At 57.9% G+C, this 16,385-nt stretch carries 15 protein-coding genes and 1 other RNA gene; 11 read left to right on the forward strand and 5 right to left on the reverse strand.

What is annotated here, in order from left to right:
- Positions 1-32 precede the first annotated feature (32 nt).
- The gene (gene grpE, locus ACF0H7_RS27125; protein ID WP_397449902.1) at positions 33-596 is read right to left on the reverse strand and encodes a nucleotide exchange factor GrpE; all 564 of its coding nucleotides are present in this window, start codon (positions 594-596) and stop codon (positions 33-35) included.
- A 274-nt stretch (positions 597-870) separates the two neighbouring features.
- Between grpE and recN the strand changes: the two genes are divergently transcribed.
- On the forward strand, positions 871-2,544 hold the full coding sequence (recN, locus tag ACF0H7_RS27130; RefSeq protein ID WP_397449903.1) for a DNA repair protein RecN: 1,674 nt from the start codon (positions 871-873) through the stop codon (positions 2,542-2,544).
- 72 nt (positions 2,545-2,616) lie between these two features.
- Here recN and fur read toward each other — a convergent pair whose 3' ends face one another.
- Positions 2,617-3,024 carry a ferric iron uptake transcriptional regulator gene (fur, locus tag ACF0H7_RS27135; RefSeq protein ID WP_397454033.1) on the reverse strand — a complete coding sequence of 136 codons (408 nt, stop codon included), beginning with the start codon at positions 3,022-3,024 and terminating at the stop codon, positions 2,617-2,619.
- Between the two features lie 98 nt (positions 3,025-3,122).
- On the opposite strand from fur, the gene ACF0H7_RS27140 reads away from it, so the two are divergent.
- Positions 3,123-3,659 carry an outer membrane protein assembly factor BamE gene (locus ACF0H7_RS27140; protein WP_397449904.1) on the forward strand — a complete coding sequence of 179 codons (537 nt, stop codon included), beginning with the start codon at positions 3,123-3,125 and terminating at the stop codon, positions 3,657-3,659.
- Positions 3,660-3,745: 86 nt separating this feature from the next.
- On the opposite strand, the gene ACF0H7_RS27145 is transcribed toward ACF0H7_RS27140, so the two are convergent.
- Positions 3,746-4,063 carry an RnfH family protein gene (locus ACF0H7_RS27145; protein ID WP_397449905.1) on the reverse strand — a complete coding sequence of 106 codons (318 nt, stop codon included), beginning with the start codon at positions 4,061-4,063 and terminating at the stop codon, positions 3,746-3,748.
- On the reverse strand, positions 4,056-4,490 hold the full coding sequence (locus tag ACF0H7_RS27150; RefSeq protein ID WP_397449906.1) for a type II toxin-antitoxin system RatA family toxin: 435 nt from the start codon (positions 4,488-4,490) through the stop codon (positions 4,056-4,058). Before ACF0H7_RS27150 ends, ACF0H7_RS27145 begins: the two co-directional genes overlap by 8 nt.
- Positions 4,491-4,674: 184 nt before the next feature.
- Between ACF0H7_RS27150 and smpB the strand changes: the two genes are divergently transcribed.
- Positions 4,675-5,157 carry an SsrA-binding protein SmpB gene (gene smpB / locus ACF0H7_RS27155; RefSeq protein WP_397449907.1) on the forward strand — a complete coding sequence of 161 codons (483 nt, stop codon included), beginning with the start codon at positions 4,675-4,677 and terminating at the stop codon, positions 5,155-5,157.
- Between the two features lie 111 nt (positions 5,158-5,268).
- Here smpB and ACF0H7_RS27160 read toward each other — a convergent pair whose 3' ends face one another.
- On the reverse strand, positions 5,269-6,036 hold the full coding sequence (locus ACF0H7_RS27160; protein WP_397449908.1) for a GntR family transcriptional regulator: 768 nt from the start codon (positions 6,034-6,036) through the stop codon (positions 5,269-5,271).
- A gap of 338 nt (positions 6,037-6,374) precedes the next feature.
- On the opposite strand from ACF0H7_RS27160, the gene ACF0H7_RS27165 reads away from it, so the two are divergent.
- From ACF0H7_RS27165 to ACF0H7_RS27200, 8 genes are all read left to right on the forward strand, one after another.
- The gene (locus ACF0H7_RS27165) at positions 6,375-8,069 is read left to right on the forward strand and encodes a lactate permease LctP family transporter (RefSeq protein WP_397449909.1); all 1,695 of its coding nucleotides are present in this window, start codon (positions 6,375-6,377) and stop codon (positions 8,067-8,069) included.
- A gap of 151 nt (positions 8,070-8,220) precedes the next feature.
- Positions 8,221-9,045: a (Fe-S)-binding protein gene (locus tag ACF0H7_RS27170; RefSeq protein WP_397449910.1), complete on the forward strand. Its 825-nt coding sequence runs from the start codon at positions 8,221-8,223 to the stop codon at positions 9,043-9,045.
- A complete protein-coding gene (locus tag ACF0H7_RS27175) occupies positions 9,042-10,499 on the forward strand; it encodes a LutB/LldF family L-lactate oxidation iron-sulfur protein (protein ID WP_397449911.1) in 1,458 nt (485 codons plus the stop codon). Before ACF0H7_RS27170 ends, ACF0H7_RS27175 begins: the two co-directional genes overlap by 4 nt.
- Positions 10,499-11,170, forward strand: a complete 672-nt coding sequence (locus ACF0H7_RS27180) for a lactate utilization protein C (protein ID WP_397449912.1) — start codon at positions 10,499-10,501, stop codon at positions 11,168-11,170. The genes ACF0H7_RS27175 and ACF0H7_RS27180 overlap by 1 nt, the downstream gene beginning before the upstream one ends.
- Positions 11,167-13,977, forward strand: a complete 2,811-nt coding sequence (locus ACF0H7_RS27185) for an FAD-binding and (Fe-S)-binding domain-containing protein (RefSeq protein WP_397449913.1) — start codon at positions 11,167-11,169, stop codon at positions 13,975-13,977. Before ACF0H7_RS27180 ends, ACF0H7_RS27185 begins: the two co-directional genes overlap by 4 nt.
- A gap of 155 nt (positions 13,978-14,132) precedes the next feature.
- Complete coding sequence (locus ACF0H7_RS27190) at positions 14,133-14,420, forward strand: hypothetical protein (protein WP_397449914.1); 288 nt, start codon at positions 14,133-14,135, stop codon at positions 14,418-14,420.
- A gap of 118 nt (positions 14,421-14,538) precedes the next feature.
- Positions 14,539-14,931, forward strand: a transfer-messenger RNA (tmRNA) gene (ssrA, locus tag ACF0H7_RS27195).
- Positions 14,932-15,116: 185 nt separating this feature from the next.
- Positions 15,117-16,373: an integrase domain-containing protein gene (locus ACF0H7_RS27200; RefSeq protein ID WP_397449915.1), complete on the forward strand. Its 1,257-nt coding sequence runs from the start codon at positions 15,117-15,119 to the stop codon at positions 16,371-16,373.
- Positions 16,374-16,385 lie beyond the last annotated feature (12 nt).

Genomic DNA, 16,385 nt, shown 5'->3' on the forward strand with positions numbered 1-16,385 from the left:
ATGACTTCTAAATGGGGGCCTGAAGACTAATTTCAAGCCTGCTCATCAATCGAAGGTCGAACCGGCGCAACTGCCTTGCTGACCACGACCATCGCCGGGCGCAGCAGGCGACCGTTGAGCTGATAACCCTTCTGGAACACCTTGAGCACGCTGTTCGGCTCGACATCGGCGCTTTCTTGCATCGCCATCGCTTGGTGGTGCTCAGCGTTGAACGGTTCGCCGTGCGGATCGATCGCCTCCAGCTGAAAACGCTTCAGGGTGTCCTGGAACATTTTCAGGGTCAGCTCGATGCCTTCGCGCATCGGACGAATGCTTTCGTCGTCCGGGTTGGACAGGTCCAGACCGCGCTCCAGGCTATCGATGATCGGCAGCAAGTCTCCGGCGAACTTTTCCAGCGCGAACTTGTGCGCTTTTTCTACATCTTGCTCTGCACGGCGGCGGACATTCTGCAGATCCGCAGCCACTCGCAGGGATTGGTCCTGCGCGGCAGCCAGTTGCTCTTCAAGCACTTGCACACGCGCAACCATGTCATCACCCGACACCGCATCAGCGGCTTGATCTTGAGTCTGCGAATCCAGATTCTGTTCGTCAGCCATAGTTTTCTCCTTTCGATAACGTCCGCGAGCTCAACTCGCGCTTCTGCCCCGGTATATGGGGCCTTAATTTTCAGCTTCAAGGGTATTAACCTGCACAAACGTACTGTTTTTACTTGCCGGACGAGCGGGTTTCACACACCCGGCACGTCAGGGCTGATCACTCAGCGAACTAAAAAATGCCTCAAAGCAACCAAATCGAGCTAAGCACAGGCATTGTCAGCCCGAAACAAAACACTGTATAAATAACCAGACAAATCGCTTGGGAGCCGCTTTTATGCTGGTGCACCTGTCCGTACACAACTATGCCATCGTCGAACATCTCGATCTCGAGCTGGACCGAGGCATGAGCGTCATCACCGGCGAAACCGGTGCTGGCAAATCGATCATGCTCGACGCCCTCGGCCTGACGCTCGGTGATCGCGCCGACAGTGGCGTGGTGCGTCCTGGCGCGGACAAAGCCGACATTCTCGCCACCTTTGACATCGCCGACATCCCGGAAGCCCAGGCCTGGCTCAAGGAGCGCGACCTGGATATCGACGGTCCCTGCATCCTGCGTCGGGTGATTACCGCCGAAGGCCGATCCCGCGCCTACATCAACGGCACGCCATGCCCGCAAGGCGACCTGAAGGCTCTCGGCGAGTTTCTGATCGACATCCACAGCCAGCACGAGCACCAGTCGCTGCTGAAGACCGACACCCACCGCCGGCTGCTCGACGAATACGCCGGGGCGACCGATCTCGCCCGCCAAGTGCAGCTTGCTGCGCAAAGGTGGCGCCAGACCCGCCAGGAGCTGGAGCGACTGGCCAACTCGGGCGACGAACAGCGCTCGCGCCATCAACTGCTCAGCTATCAGCTCGAAGAGCTGGAAAACCTCAGCCTCGGTGAGAAGGAACTCGACGAACTGGAGCAGGAACACAAAACCCTGACCAATGCCGAAACCCTGTTGAGCATTTGCCGTCAGGTCGTCGAGCAGTGCAGTGAAAACGATTCAGGCAATGTGCTGAACGCCCTGACCGCCAGTCTCAATCGCCTGAGCGGCGTCAACAGTTCACCGACCGCCATGAGCGAAGCGGCTAACCTGCTGGCCAGTGCGCAGATCCAGGTCGAAGAGGCCGTCGGCGAGCTGAATCGTTTTCTCGATCACTTCGATGCCGACCCCCAGCGCCTGCAACAAATCGAAGAACGCCTCGACGCGATCTATACCCTGGCGCGCAAGCACCGGGTACAACCTACTGAAGTCGCTGCACTCCATCAAAAGCTGCTGGATGAGATTGAAACCCTCAACGCCAACGATGAATCCATCGAGCGACTCGAAAACGAACTGGCGTCCTATGCCCGTCATTATCAGGAAAAAGCCCGCGACCTCAGTGATTTGCGTCAGCGTTCCGCACCGAATCTGGCCAGTGCCGTCGAGCAGGAAATCCAGCGTCTAGGCATGCCCGGTGGACGCTTCAGTATTGAGTTGCGCGAGAACGCCAACAAGGAACTGTCGCCAAACGGGCTGGAACTGGTCGAATTGCTGGTCAGCGCCAACCCCGGGCAACCCCTGAAGGCACTGGCCAAGGTCGCGTCCGGTGGTGAGCTGTCGCGCATCAGCCTGGCGATCCAGGTCATCACCGCGCAGACCTCGCGTGTACCGACCCTGGTGTTCGACGAAGTCGACGTCGGGATCGGCGGGCCGACGGCGGAGATTGTCGGTCAGCTACTGAGACGCCTCGGCGAACGTGGCCAGGTGATGACCGTGACCCACTTGCCGCAAGTCGCAGCGCAGGGGCATCAGCATTTATTTGTGCATAAGGTGCGCGATAGCGAGGCCACGCGCACAGCCGTGTCCAAACTCAGCAAAACCGAGCGTATCGAGGAAGTGGCACGCATGCTCGGCGGGATCGACCTGACCAAGGAGTCCTTGGCTCATGCGAAGAAGATGGTGGTGGCGACCAAGGTCTGATCAGACAAATCGCGGACAATAGAAAACACAAAGGCGACCCTGGGGTCGCCTTTGATACGGCCGTCGGAAGGCTTACACCTTCTTACGGCGCACGTAGAGCACCAAATTGTGGTCTACCAATTCGTAACCGTGCTTTTCTACAATCGCCTTCTGAAGCTTCTCGATTTCTTCTTCGAAGAATTCGATCACTTCACCGGATTCCACGTTGACCATATGGTCGTGGTGGCCGCCGTCAGCCAGTTCGAATACCGCATGACCGCCGTCGAAATTGTGGCGAACCACCAATCCGGCAGCTTCGAACTGAGTCAGAACACGGTAAACCGTGGCCAGACCGACATCCTCGCTCGCTTCCATCAGCGCCTTGTAAACATCCTCCGCGCTCATGTGGCGTTGCTCGGCAGAATCGAGCATCTGTAGAATTTTGACCCGTGGCAGGGTCACTTTAAGTCCGGCTTTACGTAGTTCGCTATTTTCAACCATGGTCAGCTTTCTCGCGGATGCTGCTTCGCAGCTTCTCTTAATGCGGGTATGATCGGGGTTTTGTTGTCCCCAGCCAAGATAGTGGAAGTCGCCCACCGATGCAAAACACCAAGCTCCTGCTAACCAGTTTCACTCTCGTGGGACTGCTCGCACTCGCCGGTTGTTCATTCCCCGGGGTTTACAAAATCGACATCCAGCAAGGCAATGTCGTCACGCAAGACATGATAGACCAGTTACGCCCCGGAATGTCCCGTCGGCAAGTACGGTTTATCATGGGTAACCCTTTGCTGACCGATACATTCCATACCAATCGCTGGGATTATCTGTACAGCTTGCAACCTGGGGGCGGTGAACGCCAACAAGAACGCATGACGCTGATCTTCAGCGGCGACGATAAGCTGGTCAGCCTGAACGGTGACTTCATGCCGGGCGTCAGCCGTGATGAAGCGATTCTGGGCAAGGACAGCGGCACGTCCGTTGCGCCAGCAAAAGCTGAAGGCGAACAAGCTGCTCCGGCCAAAGCCGAGCCGAAGCCGAAGCCTGGCTCGCTGCTTGAGCAGATCCAGAATGACGTGGACAAGGTCGAAACTGCACCGGTACCCACGCAGGAACCTCTGCGAACCAACCCGCAATAATTCGACACCCGCTGATAGCAGCATCAAAAAAGCCCGGCATGCCGGGCTTTTTTACGCCTGTTAAATCTGCTGATACAAAAAACCAGCTACACGTCGCCCTGACTCTTCGCCTGCGCCGCTTTGGCAGCACGCAAACGCCGGACTTCTTTTGGATCGGCGAGCAGCGGTCGATAAATTTCTATCCGATCCCCTGCCAACAACTGATGAACCTCGGCGTTGTTTAGCGATTTTCCGAAAATACCGACGGCGCAATGCGCCAGATCCAGTTCAGGAAAGTGCTCGGCAATGCCCGAAACCCGCAGCGCATCACGCACATGGGTGCCGACGGGCACAGCGAAGGAGAGCAACAACTGCCGGTCGACAGCGGCATACACCACTTCGACCTCGATCAATTGATCAGCCATGCAGTTGCTTGGCCCGCTGACAGAACGCATCGACCAAGGTGTTGGCCGCCTGATTGAACAGCGGCCCCAGGGTGGCGCGCACGATTGAGCCGGAATAATCGAAAGACAGATCAAGGCTGATCTTGCAGGCTTTCTCGCCCAAAGCCTTGAAGGTCCAGATGCCGTGCAATTGGCTGAACGGCCCCTCTTCCAGGTTCATCTCGATTTTTTGCCCCGGCACCAGGTTATTGCGCGTCACGAAATGCTGACTGAGACCGCCCTTGGCGATGTCTACCCGAGCGCGCATGGACGTGTCACTCGATTCCAGCACCACGCCCGAGGAACACCACGGCAGGAATTCCGAATAGCGAGGAACATCGTTCACCAGGTCGTAAAGCGCCTGCGCCGGGTAAGGCAACAGGGCCGAGCGTTGAATATGCGTAGTCATGTCAGCGTCATTTCCAAAGCGTATCGGCATACGTAAAAGGGATGCCGAGCGGCAGCATGATGCGCAAGGTGACGAACATCAAGCCAGTAAAAAGTGCGCGCATTGTCCGGGATTCAATCAAGCGGCTCAAGCACGCAGGTTGACCGTAGCCGACAGCGCACCGACTCCCTATAATGCGTCCCCTATGGCTAAGCTCAAGAAACACCCCACAGGGACCATCGCGCAAAATAAAAAGGCGCGTCACGATTACTTCATCGAACACAAGTTCGAGGCCGGTCTGGTCCTGGCTGGCTGGGAAGTAAAGAGTCTGCGTGCTAACAAGCTGCAGTTGGTTGACAGTTATGTGCTGCTCAAGGATGGCGAAGCGTGGCTGATGGGCAGCCATATTTCGCCGCTGACGACAGCCAGCACGCACGTCATCGCCGACCCTACACGCACCCGTAAACTATTGCTCAACCAGCGCGAGATCGAAAAGATCACGACCTCGGTTCAGCAAAAAGGCTATGCCTGCGTTGCTCTTGCCATGTACTGGAAGGGGCACCTGATCAAGTGTGAAATTGCACTGGGCAAGGGCAAGAAGGAATACGACAAGCGCCATACCGAGCGTGAACGCGATTCCGACCGCGAGCTGCAGCGCGCCGTGCGTACAAAAGGCAAAGAAGACTAGCAGTCGCCGCCGACCTCAAGGAGCCAACTTGTTGGCGAATGGCTTGACGCGGCGCGTCAGGCAAATCGCTTCGCCAACAAGTGGGCTCCCACAGAGGGCGCGCGCGATGCCTCAGACGCCATTGCGCCGCTCAGCCCGTGCCGTGCGTTGAACCTGCTGACGCACTTCCTCCAGCACTTCCTGTACGTACAAAAGATGCCGGCTCGACACCTCGCGCGCATCGTCTGCACGCCCCTCGACAATCGCCAGATACAACTCTCGATGCTGACTGATCAGCATGTCACGGGTTTCCGTGCGCTGCTTATACATGCCACCGATGTTGGTCACCACGTTGCGCTTGAGCAGGTCGAACAGCCCACGGATGGTGTGCAGCAACACCGCGTTGTGGCTGGCTTCAGCGATGGCCAAGTGGAAGTTCGCATCGGCGGCGCCCTCCTCGGCCCGGCTGACTTCGCCAACCCGCGTATAACAATCCTGCAATAGGTCAAAGGCTACCCGCAGTCGATCACGGTCGACATCGGTAGCGCGCATGGCGGCGTAATAGGCACAGGACGCTTCAAGTGTGTGGCGGAACTCCAGCAGATCGCGCTGGGCATCCGGATTGCTTTCCAGCAAGAGCAACAACGGATCACTGAAGGTCGACCCGAGATTTTCGACCACGTAATTACCGCCGCCCTGGCGGCTGACCAACAAACCCTTGGCCGTCAATTTCTGGATGGCTTCGCGCAACGACGGACGCGACACGCCGAATTGCTCAGCCAGCGCGCGCTCGGCCGGAAGACGCTCCCCAGACTTCAATGTTCCTTCGAGAATCATTCCTTCGAGCTGCTCGACAATATCGTCAGACAAACGACGCTGACGCACCTGATCAAACCCCATAACTCACTCCGCACCCCCGAACACTTATCGGGACCGCCCATTCTCGCCGATTGCCCCACCGCAGGCACCTTTCAGATTCAACTGAAAACACCCGTTCACTGCGATTTTTCCGGCAAAGCGACTAAAGTTTCAGAAGGTAAATTGACACAGCAATAGCAAGGCTTCTAACCTAGCGCCTAGACATTGTAAATTGGTATTACCAATTTATCCAATGCCGGCGCTCCGTGACCACCAATCACGACGCTGCAAGACCTCTCGCCAAAGCAGGGGCTTGAACTGGTGTTCCGCAAATCACGGACATCGGGCCTGACCAACAATAAAATTAGGGGCCACCCCATATGCAAACCTGGCAACAGTTCTACACCCCACTCGGAAGCCTCGGCTGGTCCGCCATCGCGGCAGTTATTCCAATCGTGTTTTTCTTCATGGCACTGGCCGTCTTTCGGCTTAAGGGGCATGTTGCAGGCACTGTCACCATGCTTCTTTCGGTTGTGATCGCAATCTTTGCTTTTCACATGCCCGCTGACATGGCGATTGCTTCCGCGGTTTATGGCTTTGGCTACGGTATTTGGCCTATCGCCTGGATCATCATCGCGGCGGTATTCCTCTACAAACTGACCGTCAAGAGCGGACAGTTCGAGATCATCCGCAGTTCAGTACTGACCATCACCGACGATCAGCGCCTGCAAGTGCTACTGATTGCCTTCTGCTTTGGCGCCTTCCTTGAAGGTGCGGCAGGTTTCGGTGCACCCGTAGCGATTACCGCTGCGTTGCTCGTAGGATTGGGCTTCAACCCACTCTACGCAGCAGGCCTGTGCCTGATCGCCAACACTGCACCCGTGGCGTTCGGCGCCCTGGGTATCCCGATCATTGTCGCGGGTCAAGTCTCCGGCATCGACGCGTTCAAGGTCGGCGCAATGGCCGGTCGTCAACTACCGCTGCTGTCGGTATTCGTGCCGTTCTGGCTGATGTTCATCATGGACGGCAAACGTGGCCTGAAAGAAACCTGGCCTGCCGCACTGGTCGCCGGGCTCAGCTTCGCAGTCTGCCAGTTCCTGACTTCGAACTTCATCGGCCCGGAATTGCCGGACATCGTTTCGGCGCTGGTCAGCCTGGTCTCCCTGACCCTGTTCCTGAAAGTCTGGCAACCACAACGCACCGCCGACGCAAAAATGGCCGGTGCTTCGTTGTCCGCCGCCGTGGTCGCCAGTCCGGGTGGCTTCGGTCAGCCACGCACCTCCACTGCATCGGAATACAACGGCGGGCAGATTTTCAAAGCCTGGTCACCGTTCCTGATTCTGACCCTGGTGGTGACGGTCTGGACGCTGAAACCGTTCAAGGCGCTGTTTGCCGCTGGCGGTGCATTGCAAGCCTGGACCATCAGCGTCCCTATTCCGCACCTGGACCAACTGGTGTTTAAGGTCGCGCCGATCGTCGTCAACCCGACCGTACTGCCTGCGGTGTATAAGTTCGACATCATCGCTGCGTCCGGTACCGCCATTCTGTTCTCCGCGCTGCTCTCGATGATTGTGCTGCGGATTAGCGTTAAAACTGGTCTGACCACTTTCAAAGAAACGCTGTACGAATTGCGCTGGGCGATTGTCTCGATCGGCATGGTGTTGTCCTTCGCCTTCGTCATGAACTACTCCGGTATGTCCACCACCCTGGCACTGGTTCTGGCGTCCACGGGCGCGGCATTCCCGTTCTTCTCGCCGTTCCTGGGCTGGCTCGGGGTGTTCCTCACCGGTTCAGATACTTCGTCCAACGCCCTGTTTGGTTCGCTGCAAGCCACCACCGCACACCAACTTGGCATCAGTGACGTCCTGACCGTGGCCGCCAACTCTTCGGGTGGCGTCACCGGCAAGATGATTTCGCCACAGTCGATTGCCGTGGCCTGTGCAGCGACCGGCCTGGTGGGCAAAGAGTCCGATCTGTTCCGCTTCACCCTGAAACACAGCCTGTTCTTCGCCACCATCGTCGGCTGTATCACACTGGCGCAAGCCTATTGGTTCACCGGCATGCTGGTTCACTGATCGGCGTAACACCTGCTGCTACCTGGCGCCGGGCTAACCACCGGCGCCAACCATTCATACCCTGGTCTGCAACGCGGCTGAAAGTTTCAGCGATTCATGCTTTCCGTCGCTGCGCTAAATGGATAACCGGGACCACCCGGAGTAACGCCTGATGAGCGAGCTTTATTACAACGCCGTGCCCAACGCGACCCGCGTCGCTCCACCACGCGCCGAACCAAGAACCTACCCCGACAGCAAACCCGCACGCGTCTATCTGTTTGGGACCTGTGTGGTCGATCTGTTTTATCCCGAAGCCGGCATGGACGCGATTCACCTGCTGGAGCGCGAAGGCATTCAGGTCGAGTTCCCCCAAGGACAAAGCTGCTGCGGGCAACCGGCCTACACCTCGGGCTACACCGAGCAGGCCCGTGAAGTCGCACGCTCACAACTGGCGCTGTTCGCCGGGGATTACCCGGTGGTCGTGCCTTCCGGCTCCTGCGCCGGCATGTTTCGCGAACATTATCCGCACCTGTTCGAGGACGAGCCGGAAACATTTAAACAAGTCCAGGCGTTGGCCGCCAGAACCTACGAACTGGCCGAATTCCTGTTGTTTGTGTGCAAAGTCCAACTTAAGGACAGCGGCGCGCCGATCAAAGTCGCCCTGCACACTTCATGCTCGGCACGCCGGGAAATGAACACCCATCTGCACGTACGCTCATTGCTGACGCAGATGAATAACGTCGAACGCGTCGAACACGACCATGAAAGCGAATGCTGTGGTTTCGGTGGGACGTTCAGCGTGCGCATGCCGGATATTTCCGGGGCCATGGTGGCCGACAAAACCCGCTCGCTGAAAGAGTCCGGCGCGCATCAAGTGGTCACCGCCGACTGCGGTTGCCTGATGAACATCAATGGCTCGCTGGAAAAGCAACGGGAATCCCTGCGCGGCCAACACCTGGCCAGCTTCCTCTGGCAACGCACCGGAGGTGGCCAATGAACACGCAAACGCGAATTCCCGCACTGGAACTTCACGAAGACTTCCGCGAACGCGCGCACAAAGCCTTGGCCGACCCACAACTGCGCAAGAATTTTCGCACCGCCATGGACTCGCTGATGACCAAGCGCGCCGTGGCCTTCAGCGATGCGGACGAACGTGAACGCCTGCGCACGCTGGGCAATGCGATCAAAGCCCGCGCCCTGTCCAAGTTGCCTGATCTGCTGGAGCAACTGGAAGCCAATCTGACCCGCAACGGGGTGAAGGTGCACTGGGCGGAAACCGTCGACGAGGCTAACGCCATTGTCCTGTCCATCGTCCAGGCCCACGAAGCCAAGCAGGTGATCAAAGGCAAGTCGATGGTCAGTGAAGAAATGGAGATGAACGACTTCCTCGGTGCGCGCGGCGTCGAGTGCCTGGAAGCCGATATGGGCGAGTACATTGTCCAGCTCGATCACGAGAAACCGTCCCACATCATCATGCCGGCGATCCACAAAAACGCGAAGCAAGTGGGGGCGTTGTTCCACGACAAGCTCGGCGTGGACTACACCCACGATGTCGACCAACTGATCCAGGTCGGGCGAAAAGTCCTGCGACAGAAATTCTTCGAAGCGGACATCGGTGTCTCCGGCGTCAACTTCGCCATCGCCGAGACCGGCACTCTGTTGCTGGTGGAAAACGAAGGCAACGGGCGCATGTGCACCAGCGTGCCACCGGTGCATATCGCCGTCACCGGCATCGAAAAAGTCGTGGAAAACCTGCGCGACGTGGTCCCGCTGTTGTCCCTGCTGACCCGCTCGGCGCTGGGCATTCCCATCACCACCTACGTCAACATGATTTCCAGCCCGCGCAAGGCCGACGAACTCGACGGCCCGCAAGAAGTGCATCTGGTGCTGCTCGACAACGGCCGCAGCCAGGCATTTGCCGACAGCGAACTGCGCCAGACCTTGAACTGCATCCGCTGTGGCGCATGCATGAACCACTGCCCGGTCTACACCCGCATCGGCGGCCATGCCTATGGCGAGGTCTACCCCGGCCCGATCGGCAAAATCATCACCCCGCACATGGTCGGTTTGAAGAATGTCCCGGACCACCCGAGCGCGTCGTCGCTGTGCGGTGCTTGCGGTGAAGTCTGTCCGGTGAAGATCCCGATTCCGAGCCTGTTACGCCGTCTGCGCGAAGAAAACGTCAAAGCCCCGGACAGCCCTCATCAGGTGATGCGCGGCCAAGGCAGCAAATACTCGCGCAAGGAACGCTTTATCTGGAATGCCTGGGCGCGACTCAACAGCTCACCAACGCTGTATCGGCTGTTCGCTTTCTTTGCCACCCGCTTGCGCAACCTGACGCCGAGCAATGTCGGCCCCTGGACGCAAAACCACAGCGCCCCGAAACCCGCTGCGCGTTCGTTGCACGACATGGCGCGTGAGCATTTGGCCAAGCAACCGGGGAATAAATAATGAGCGCCAGACAGAACATTCTGAACAAACTCCGCAACAGTCTGACCGGCACAACACCGATTGCCGACGACTTCGATATTGATCTGGTGACGACGCCCTGGACCTACGCCCCGGAGCAACGCGTCGCACAGTTGCGCAAGCTGATGGAGGCGGTGCACACCGAAATCCACCTCAGCACCGAGCGCGACTGGCCTGAACTGCTTGGCAAGCTGGTCAGTGAGCGGCAATTGCCAAGCCTGCTGATCGCCCCGGCCACGCCACATGGTCGGCGTGTCAGCGAACACTGGACCGTGCACCCCGAACTGCCGCCACTCAAGGCGTACGACCGGCCCGTCGAAGACTGGAAAACCGAGTTGTTCGATGACACCCCGGCCAGCTTCACCACCACCCTCGGCGCGATTGCTGCCACCGGCAGCCTGATCATGTGGCCAACCCGGGAAGAGCCGCGCTTGATGAGCCTGGTGCCGCCGGTGCATTTCGCCCTGCTCAGGGCCAGTGAGATTCTCGACAACTTTTATGAGGTCCAACAGCGTCATAACTGGGCCGCTGGCATGCCGACCAATGCACTGCTGGTTTCCGGCCCGTCGAAAACCGCTGACATCGAGCAAGTCCTGGCGTACGGCGCCCACGGTCCGAAAGACCTGGTGGTGCTGATTCTGGAGGATGCATGAGTCTACCCGCCGCCTTTCTGCGTGAAGCCATACGCCTGATCCCGCAGAACCGACGCTTCGACGACCCGCTGTCGACCCTGGCCTTTGGCACCGACGCCAGCTTTTATCGACTGATCCCCAAGCTGGTGATCCGCGTCGAATCCGAAGACGAAGTAGTCGCCTTGCTCAAATTGGCCCAGGCTGAAAAAGTCCCGGTGACCTTTCGCGCCGCCGGCACCAGCCTGTCGGGCCAAGCGATCAGCGACTCGGTATTGCTGGTGCTCGGTGACAACTGGAACGGCCGCGAGATTCGCGGCCAAGGCACGCAGATCCGCCTGCAACCCGGGGTGATCGGCGCGCAAGCCAATGCCTGGCTGGCACCGTTCGGCCGCAAGATCGGCCCTGACCCGGCATCGATCAATGCCTGCAAAATCGGCGGCATCGTCGCCAATAACTCCAGCGGCATGTGCTGCGGCACTGCGCAAAACAGCTACTACACATTGGCGGGGATTCGTCTGGTATTGGCCGACGGCACCCGCGTGGACACCGAAGACGCCAGCAGCGTCGCCGCCTTTCGCGACAGCCACGCAGACCTGTTGGAAGAACTCGCCCGCCTCGGTCGCGAAACCCGCGCCAACAGCGACCTCGCGGCCAAGATCCGCCACAAGTACCGTCTGAAAAATACCACTGGCCTGTCACTCAACGCCTTGGTCGATTTCGACGAACCACTAGAGATTCTCAGCCATTTGTTGGTTGGCTCCGAAGGCACGCTCGGCTTCATCAGCGAGGTGACCTACGACACGGTGGTCGATCACCCACACAAAGCGTCGGCACTGATCGTGTTCCCCGACGTCGAAACCTGCTGCAACGCCGTCACCGTTTTGAAAAGCCAACCGGTTTCTGCCGTCGAATTGCTCGACCGACGCAGCATGCGCTCGGTGCAGAACAAACCGGGTATGCCCGACTTCGTTCGCGAACTGTCAGAAAACGCCTGCGCACTGCTGATCGAATCCCGCGCCGCCTCGCAAGCGCTGCTGCATGAACAACTCACGCAGATCATGGGCTCATTATCGTCTTTCGCCGTGGAAAAGCAGGTCGACTTCACCGAAGACCCGGTGGAGAACGCGCGTCTGTGGGCGATCCGCAAAGACACCTTCCCCGCCGTAGGTGCCGTGCGTAAAACCGGCACCACGGTGATCATTGAAGACGTCACCTTCCCGGTTGAGCAACTGGCGATTGGCGTGCGACGCCTGATCGCGCTGTTCGACAAACATCACTATGACGAAGCGATCCTGTTCGGCCACGCGCTGGAGGGCAATCTGCACTTCGTCTTCACCCAGGGTTTCGAAAGCCCTGTGGAAGTCGCGCGTTATCAGGCGTTCATGGACGATGTCACGCAGTTGGTGGCGGTGGAGTTTGGTGGCTCGTTGAAAGCCGAGCACGGCACTGGTCGCAATATGGCGCCTTTTGTCGAACTGGAATGGGGTTCGGACGCTTACCAACTGATGTGGCAACTCAAGCGGCTGCTCGACCCCAACGGCATCCTCAATCCGGATGTGGTGCTCAGTACCGATCCGCAGATTCATTTGAAGCACCTGAAACCGCTGCCCGCCGCCGACGAGATCGTCGACAAATGCATCGAATGCGGCTTTTGTGAGCCGGTTTGCCCGTCAAAAGGCCTGACCCTCAGCCCTCGGCAACGTATCGTCATCTGGCGTGAGATTCAGGCGAAGAAACGCGCGGGTATCGACACCACTGACCTCGAGCACGATTACCACTATCAAGGGATCGACACCTGCGCCGCCACCGGCCTGTGCGCACAACGCTGCCCGGTAGGCATCAATACCGGCGAATTGGTGAAAAAGCTGCGCAGCCGTGAAGCCACCCATGGCAAAACTGCTGACTGGCTGGCCCACAACTTCAAGACTGCCGTTCAAGGTGCGCGCTTTACCTTGCACGTCGCCAATGGCGCTCGCATGTTGCTGGGGGCGCCACGCCTGGCAAAGTTATCCACAGCCCTGAGCAAAGCCTCGAAAGGTCAGGTGCCACAATGGAACTCTGCCATGCCGCAACCGGAACGGGCGATTCGCTTCATCCCGCCGGTGAACGATCAACGCCCGCGCGTGGTGTACCTGGCGGCCTGCGTATCGCGAGTCATGGGCCCGGCCCACGGTGATCGAGAGCAAATGTCACTGTTGGACAAGACCCGCGGCCTGCTGGAAAAAGCCGGTTACCAAGTGGTATTTCCCGACAATCAAGACAGCTTGTGCTGCGGCCAGCCGTTCGCCTCAAAAGGCTACAACGATCAGGCTGAAGAAAAACGCCAGGAACTGCTCGCAGCCCTGATCAAAGCCAGTCGTGGCGGGCTCGACCCGATCTACTGTGATACCAGCCCCTGCACCTTGCGCCTGGTCCAGGACCTCAAAGACACCCGCCTCGACCTGTACGATCCGGTGCGTTTCATCCGCACCCACTTGCTGGACAAACTGCACTTCACCCCGCAAGCGGAAGCCATCGCCGTCCATGTCACCTGCAGCACCCAACACCTAGGTGAAGGTCAGGCGCTGATTGAACTGGCGCGCCTGTGCAGCCAAAACGTGGTCATCCCCGAAGGCATCCATTGCTGCGGCTTTGCCGGCGACAAAGGCTTCACCACGCCGGAGCTGAATGCCCACGCACTGCGCACCTTGAAAGATGCCGTGCAGCACTGCGAAGAAGGGATTTCCACCAGCCGCACCTGTGAGATTGGTCTGACACAACACGGCGGCATTGACTACCACGGGTTGGTCTATCTGGTGGATCGGGTCACCCAGGCCAAGCAGGTATGAGTCGGTTTTTTTACCTGAGACACGAGAAAAAATAGAACCCCTAAGCGGACCTACAGTCCATCTCTTTAGGTCCTACACTTGACTTGGACTTACCGAAGACCTCGGACAGGCCGTATCGACTGGCCATGCCGAGTCAACAGGCTATGGAGATAGACATGAAGCGCACTGCACTGACTGGATTGTTCCTGACCGCAGCACTCTTGGCTTCACCGGTATTCGCCGCTGACGACCTCTGCACGTCGAACCTGCAGACGATCAAAGATGAGATCGCAGGTGGCGATCAGGCAGACGAGACCACTATGGAACTCAAGGAAACGCAAAAGGCAGCTATGGCAGCCCATGCGAAGGGCGACGATAAAAAATGTATCGAACTGACCAGCAAAGCACTGCAGGACGTCGATAAAGAAGACTCCGGCGGCGATAGCGACGGCGGTTCCAAGTAGATTTTGCAGGAAGGCCAGCCCTGTGGCTGGCCTGATTCACCCCAGCTCCAGACAGAAGGTCGACGGACCTCGCCCATTCGGGTACACTCCGCCACCTGACTGCTAGAGCAGTTATCTTGGGGCCGATTAGGATTCGACGCCGGTGATGAAACTCTAGGGGCATGCCGAGTTGGTAACAGAACTCGTAAATCCACTGTTGCAACTTCTTATAGTTGCCAATGACGAAACCTACGGGGAACAAGCTCTCGCTGCGTAAGCAGCCTTAGCCTTCCCTTCTGGTAGCTTCGGCTCCAGCAATCACTAGGGGATGTCTGTAAACCTGAAGTGATTGTCATATAGAACAGAATCGCCGTGCAGTACGTTGTGGACGAATCGGCTAAAACTTACACAACTCGCCCAATGCACCCTGCCCGTCGGGCGGCTGAGGGTTAACTCAATTGACACGGCTAAGCATGTAGTCCCGAAAGCGGAGTACTGGCGGACGGGGGTTCAAATCCCCCCGGCTCCACCAACTTTACATCTAAAGACGTTCAAGGACGTCTTTTTTTGTGCCTGCAATCCAGCAAAATCAAGGCTTTAGCGTCTATTAGCGTCTATGGGCGTCCGACACAATCCACGTAACCTGGTATTCCAGATGGTATTCCAAGCCCTTCAGTGGTAATTTTTGGAATACCAATTGATGTCATGGAACACCTCATGTGCGCCCAAGCCACCCGCCTCTCTGACCGCCAGCTCAAAGCGGTAAAGCCGAAAGACAAGGACTACGTCCTCAGCGATGGAGACGGCTTACAGCTGCGCGTGAGGATCAATGGCTCTACGCTATGGAACTTTAACTACCGGCAGCCGATTACCAAAAACCGCATCAATATGGGCCTCGGCACCTACCCAGAACTCTCGCTCGCTCAAGCCAGGAAGAAAACTGTCGAAGCCAGAGAGCTTCTCGCTCAGGGCATCGACCCGAAAGAACAACGTAGCGAGCTGGAGCAGACAAAAAGACAGGCAACCGAGCACACATTCGAGAACGTGGCGTCTGCGTGGTTTGAACTGAAAAAGGATTCTGTGACTCAAGCTTATGCCGAGGACATCTGGCGCTCGCTCACACTGCATGTCTTTCCATCGCTGGGAACAACACCTATCTCGCAGATCAATGCCCCGAGGGTCATCGAGCTGCTGCGCCCTTTGGAAACCAAAGGCAGCCTGGAGACAGTGAAGCGACTGACCCAACGACTCAACGAGATCATGACCTACGGTGTGAACTCGGGAATGATCTTTGCCAATCCACTCAGTGGCATCCGGGCGGTTTTCAAAAAACCGAAAAAGCAAAACATGGCTGCCCTCCGCCCAGAAGAACTGCCAGAGCTAATGGTCGCCATCGCCAATGCGAGCATAAAGAGAACAACACGCTGCCTGATCGAATGGCAACTCCACACCATGACCCGTCCTGCGGAAGCGGCTACGACGTCCTGGGCTGACATCGACCTCGACAAGAAAACCTGGACGATTCCAGCGGAGCGCATGAAGAAGCGACGCGCTCATGTCATTCCGCTGACCGAGCACGCGCTTGCCCTGCTAGAGACGATCAAACCCTACAGCGGCCACAGAGAGTACGTGTTCCCTGCTGATAGAGACCCGCGGACCCACTGCAACAGCCAGACGGCAAACATGGCCCTGAAGCGCATGGGCTTTGAAGGTCGATTGGTGAGCCATGGAATGCGCTCCATGGCCAGCACCATCTTGAACGAACAAGGATGGGACCCAGAGCTGATCGAAGTCGCACTTGCGCACGTGGACAAAGACGAGGTGCGTAGCGCCTACAATCGTGCAGATTACATTGAGAGAAGACGCCCAATGATGACTTGGTGGAGCGAGCACATCCAACAAGCCGCCACCGGAAGCTTGTCAGTTTCAGCCATCCAAAGGGCTAGAGGCTTAAATATAGTTTCGATGCAATAGCCAGCAAGGATC

This window comes from Pseudomonas sp. NA-150 (assembly GCF_044336365.1).
In the GTDB taxonomy this organism is placed as follows: Bacteria; Pseudomonadota; Gammaproteobacteria; order Pseudomonadales; family Pseudomonadaceae; genus Aquipseudomonas.

Coding starts and splice junctions, on each gene's coding strand:
- ACF0H7_RS27180 (WP_397449912.1), top strand. CDS start 10,499: ATGAGCGCCAGACAGAACATTCTGAACAAACTCCGCAACAGTCTGACC.
- ACF0H7_RS27170 (WP_397449910.1), top strand. CDS start 8,221: ATGAGCGAGCTTTATTACAACGCCGTGCCCAACGCGACCCGCGTCGCT.
- ACF0H7_RS27150 (WP_397449906.1), bottom strand. CDS start 4,490: ATGACTACGCATATTCAACGCTCGGCCCTGTTGCCTTACCCGGCGCAG.
- ACF0H7_RS27185 (WP_397449913.1), top strand. CDS start 11,167: ATGAGTCTACCCGCCGCCTTTCTGCGTGAAGCCATACGCCTGATCCCG.
- ACF0H7_RS27200 (WP_397449915.1), top strand. CDS start 15,117: ATGTGCGCCCAAGCCACCCGCCTCTCTGACCGCCAGCTCAAAGCGGTA.
- recN (WP_397449903.1), top strand. CDS start 871: ATGCTGGTGCACCTGTCCGTACACAACTATGCCATCGTCGAACATCTC.
- fur (WP_397454033.1), bottom strand. CDS start 3,024: ATGGTTGAAAATAGCGAACTACGTAAAGCCGGACTTAAAGTGACCCTG.
- smpB (WP_397449907.1), top strand. CDS start 4,675: ATGGCTAAGCTCAAGAAACACCCCACAGGGACCATCGCGCAAAATAAA.
- ACF0H7_RS27140 (WP_397449904.1), top strand. CDS start 3,123: ATGCAAAACACCAAGCTCCTGCTAACCAGTTTCACTCTCGTGGGACTG.
- ACF0H7_RS27175 (WP_397449911.1), top strand. CDS start 9,042: ATGAACACGCAAACGCGAATTCCCGCACTGGAACTTCACGAAGACTTC.
- grpE (WP_397449902.1), bottom strand. CDS start 596: ATGGCTGACGAACAGAATCTGGATTCGCAGACTCAAGATCAAGCCGCT.
- ACF0H7_RS27145 (WP_397449905.1), bottom strand. CDS start 4,063: ATGGCTGATCAATTGATCGAGGTCGAAGTGGTGTATGCCGCTGTCGAC.
- ACF0H7_RS27190 (WP_397449914.1), top strand. CDS start 14,133: ATGAAGCGCACTGCACTGACTGGATTGTTCCTGACCGCAGCACTCTTG.
- ACF0H7_RS27160 (WP_397449908.1), bottom strand. CDS start 6,036: ATGGGGTTTGATCAGGTGCGTCAGCGTCGTTTGTCTGACGATATTGTC.
- ACF0H7_RS27165 (WP_397449909.1), top strand. CDS start 6,375: ATGCAAACCTGGCAACAGTTCTACACCCCACTCGGAAGCCTCGGCTGG.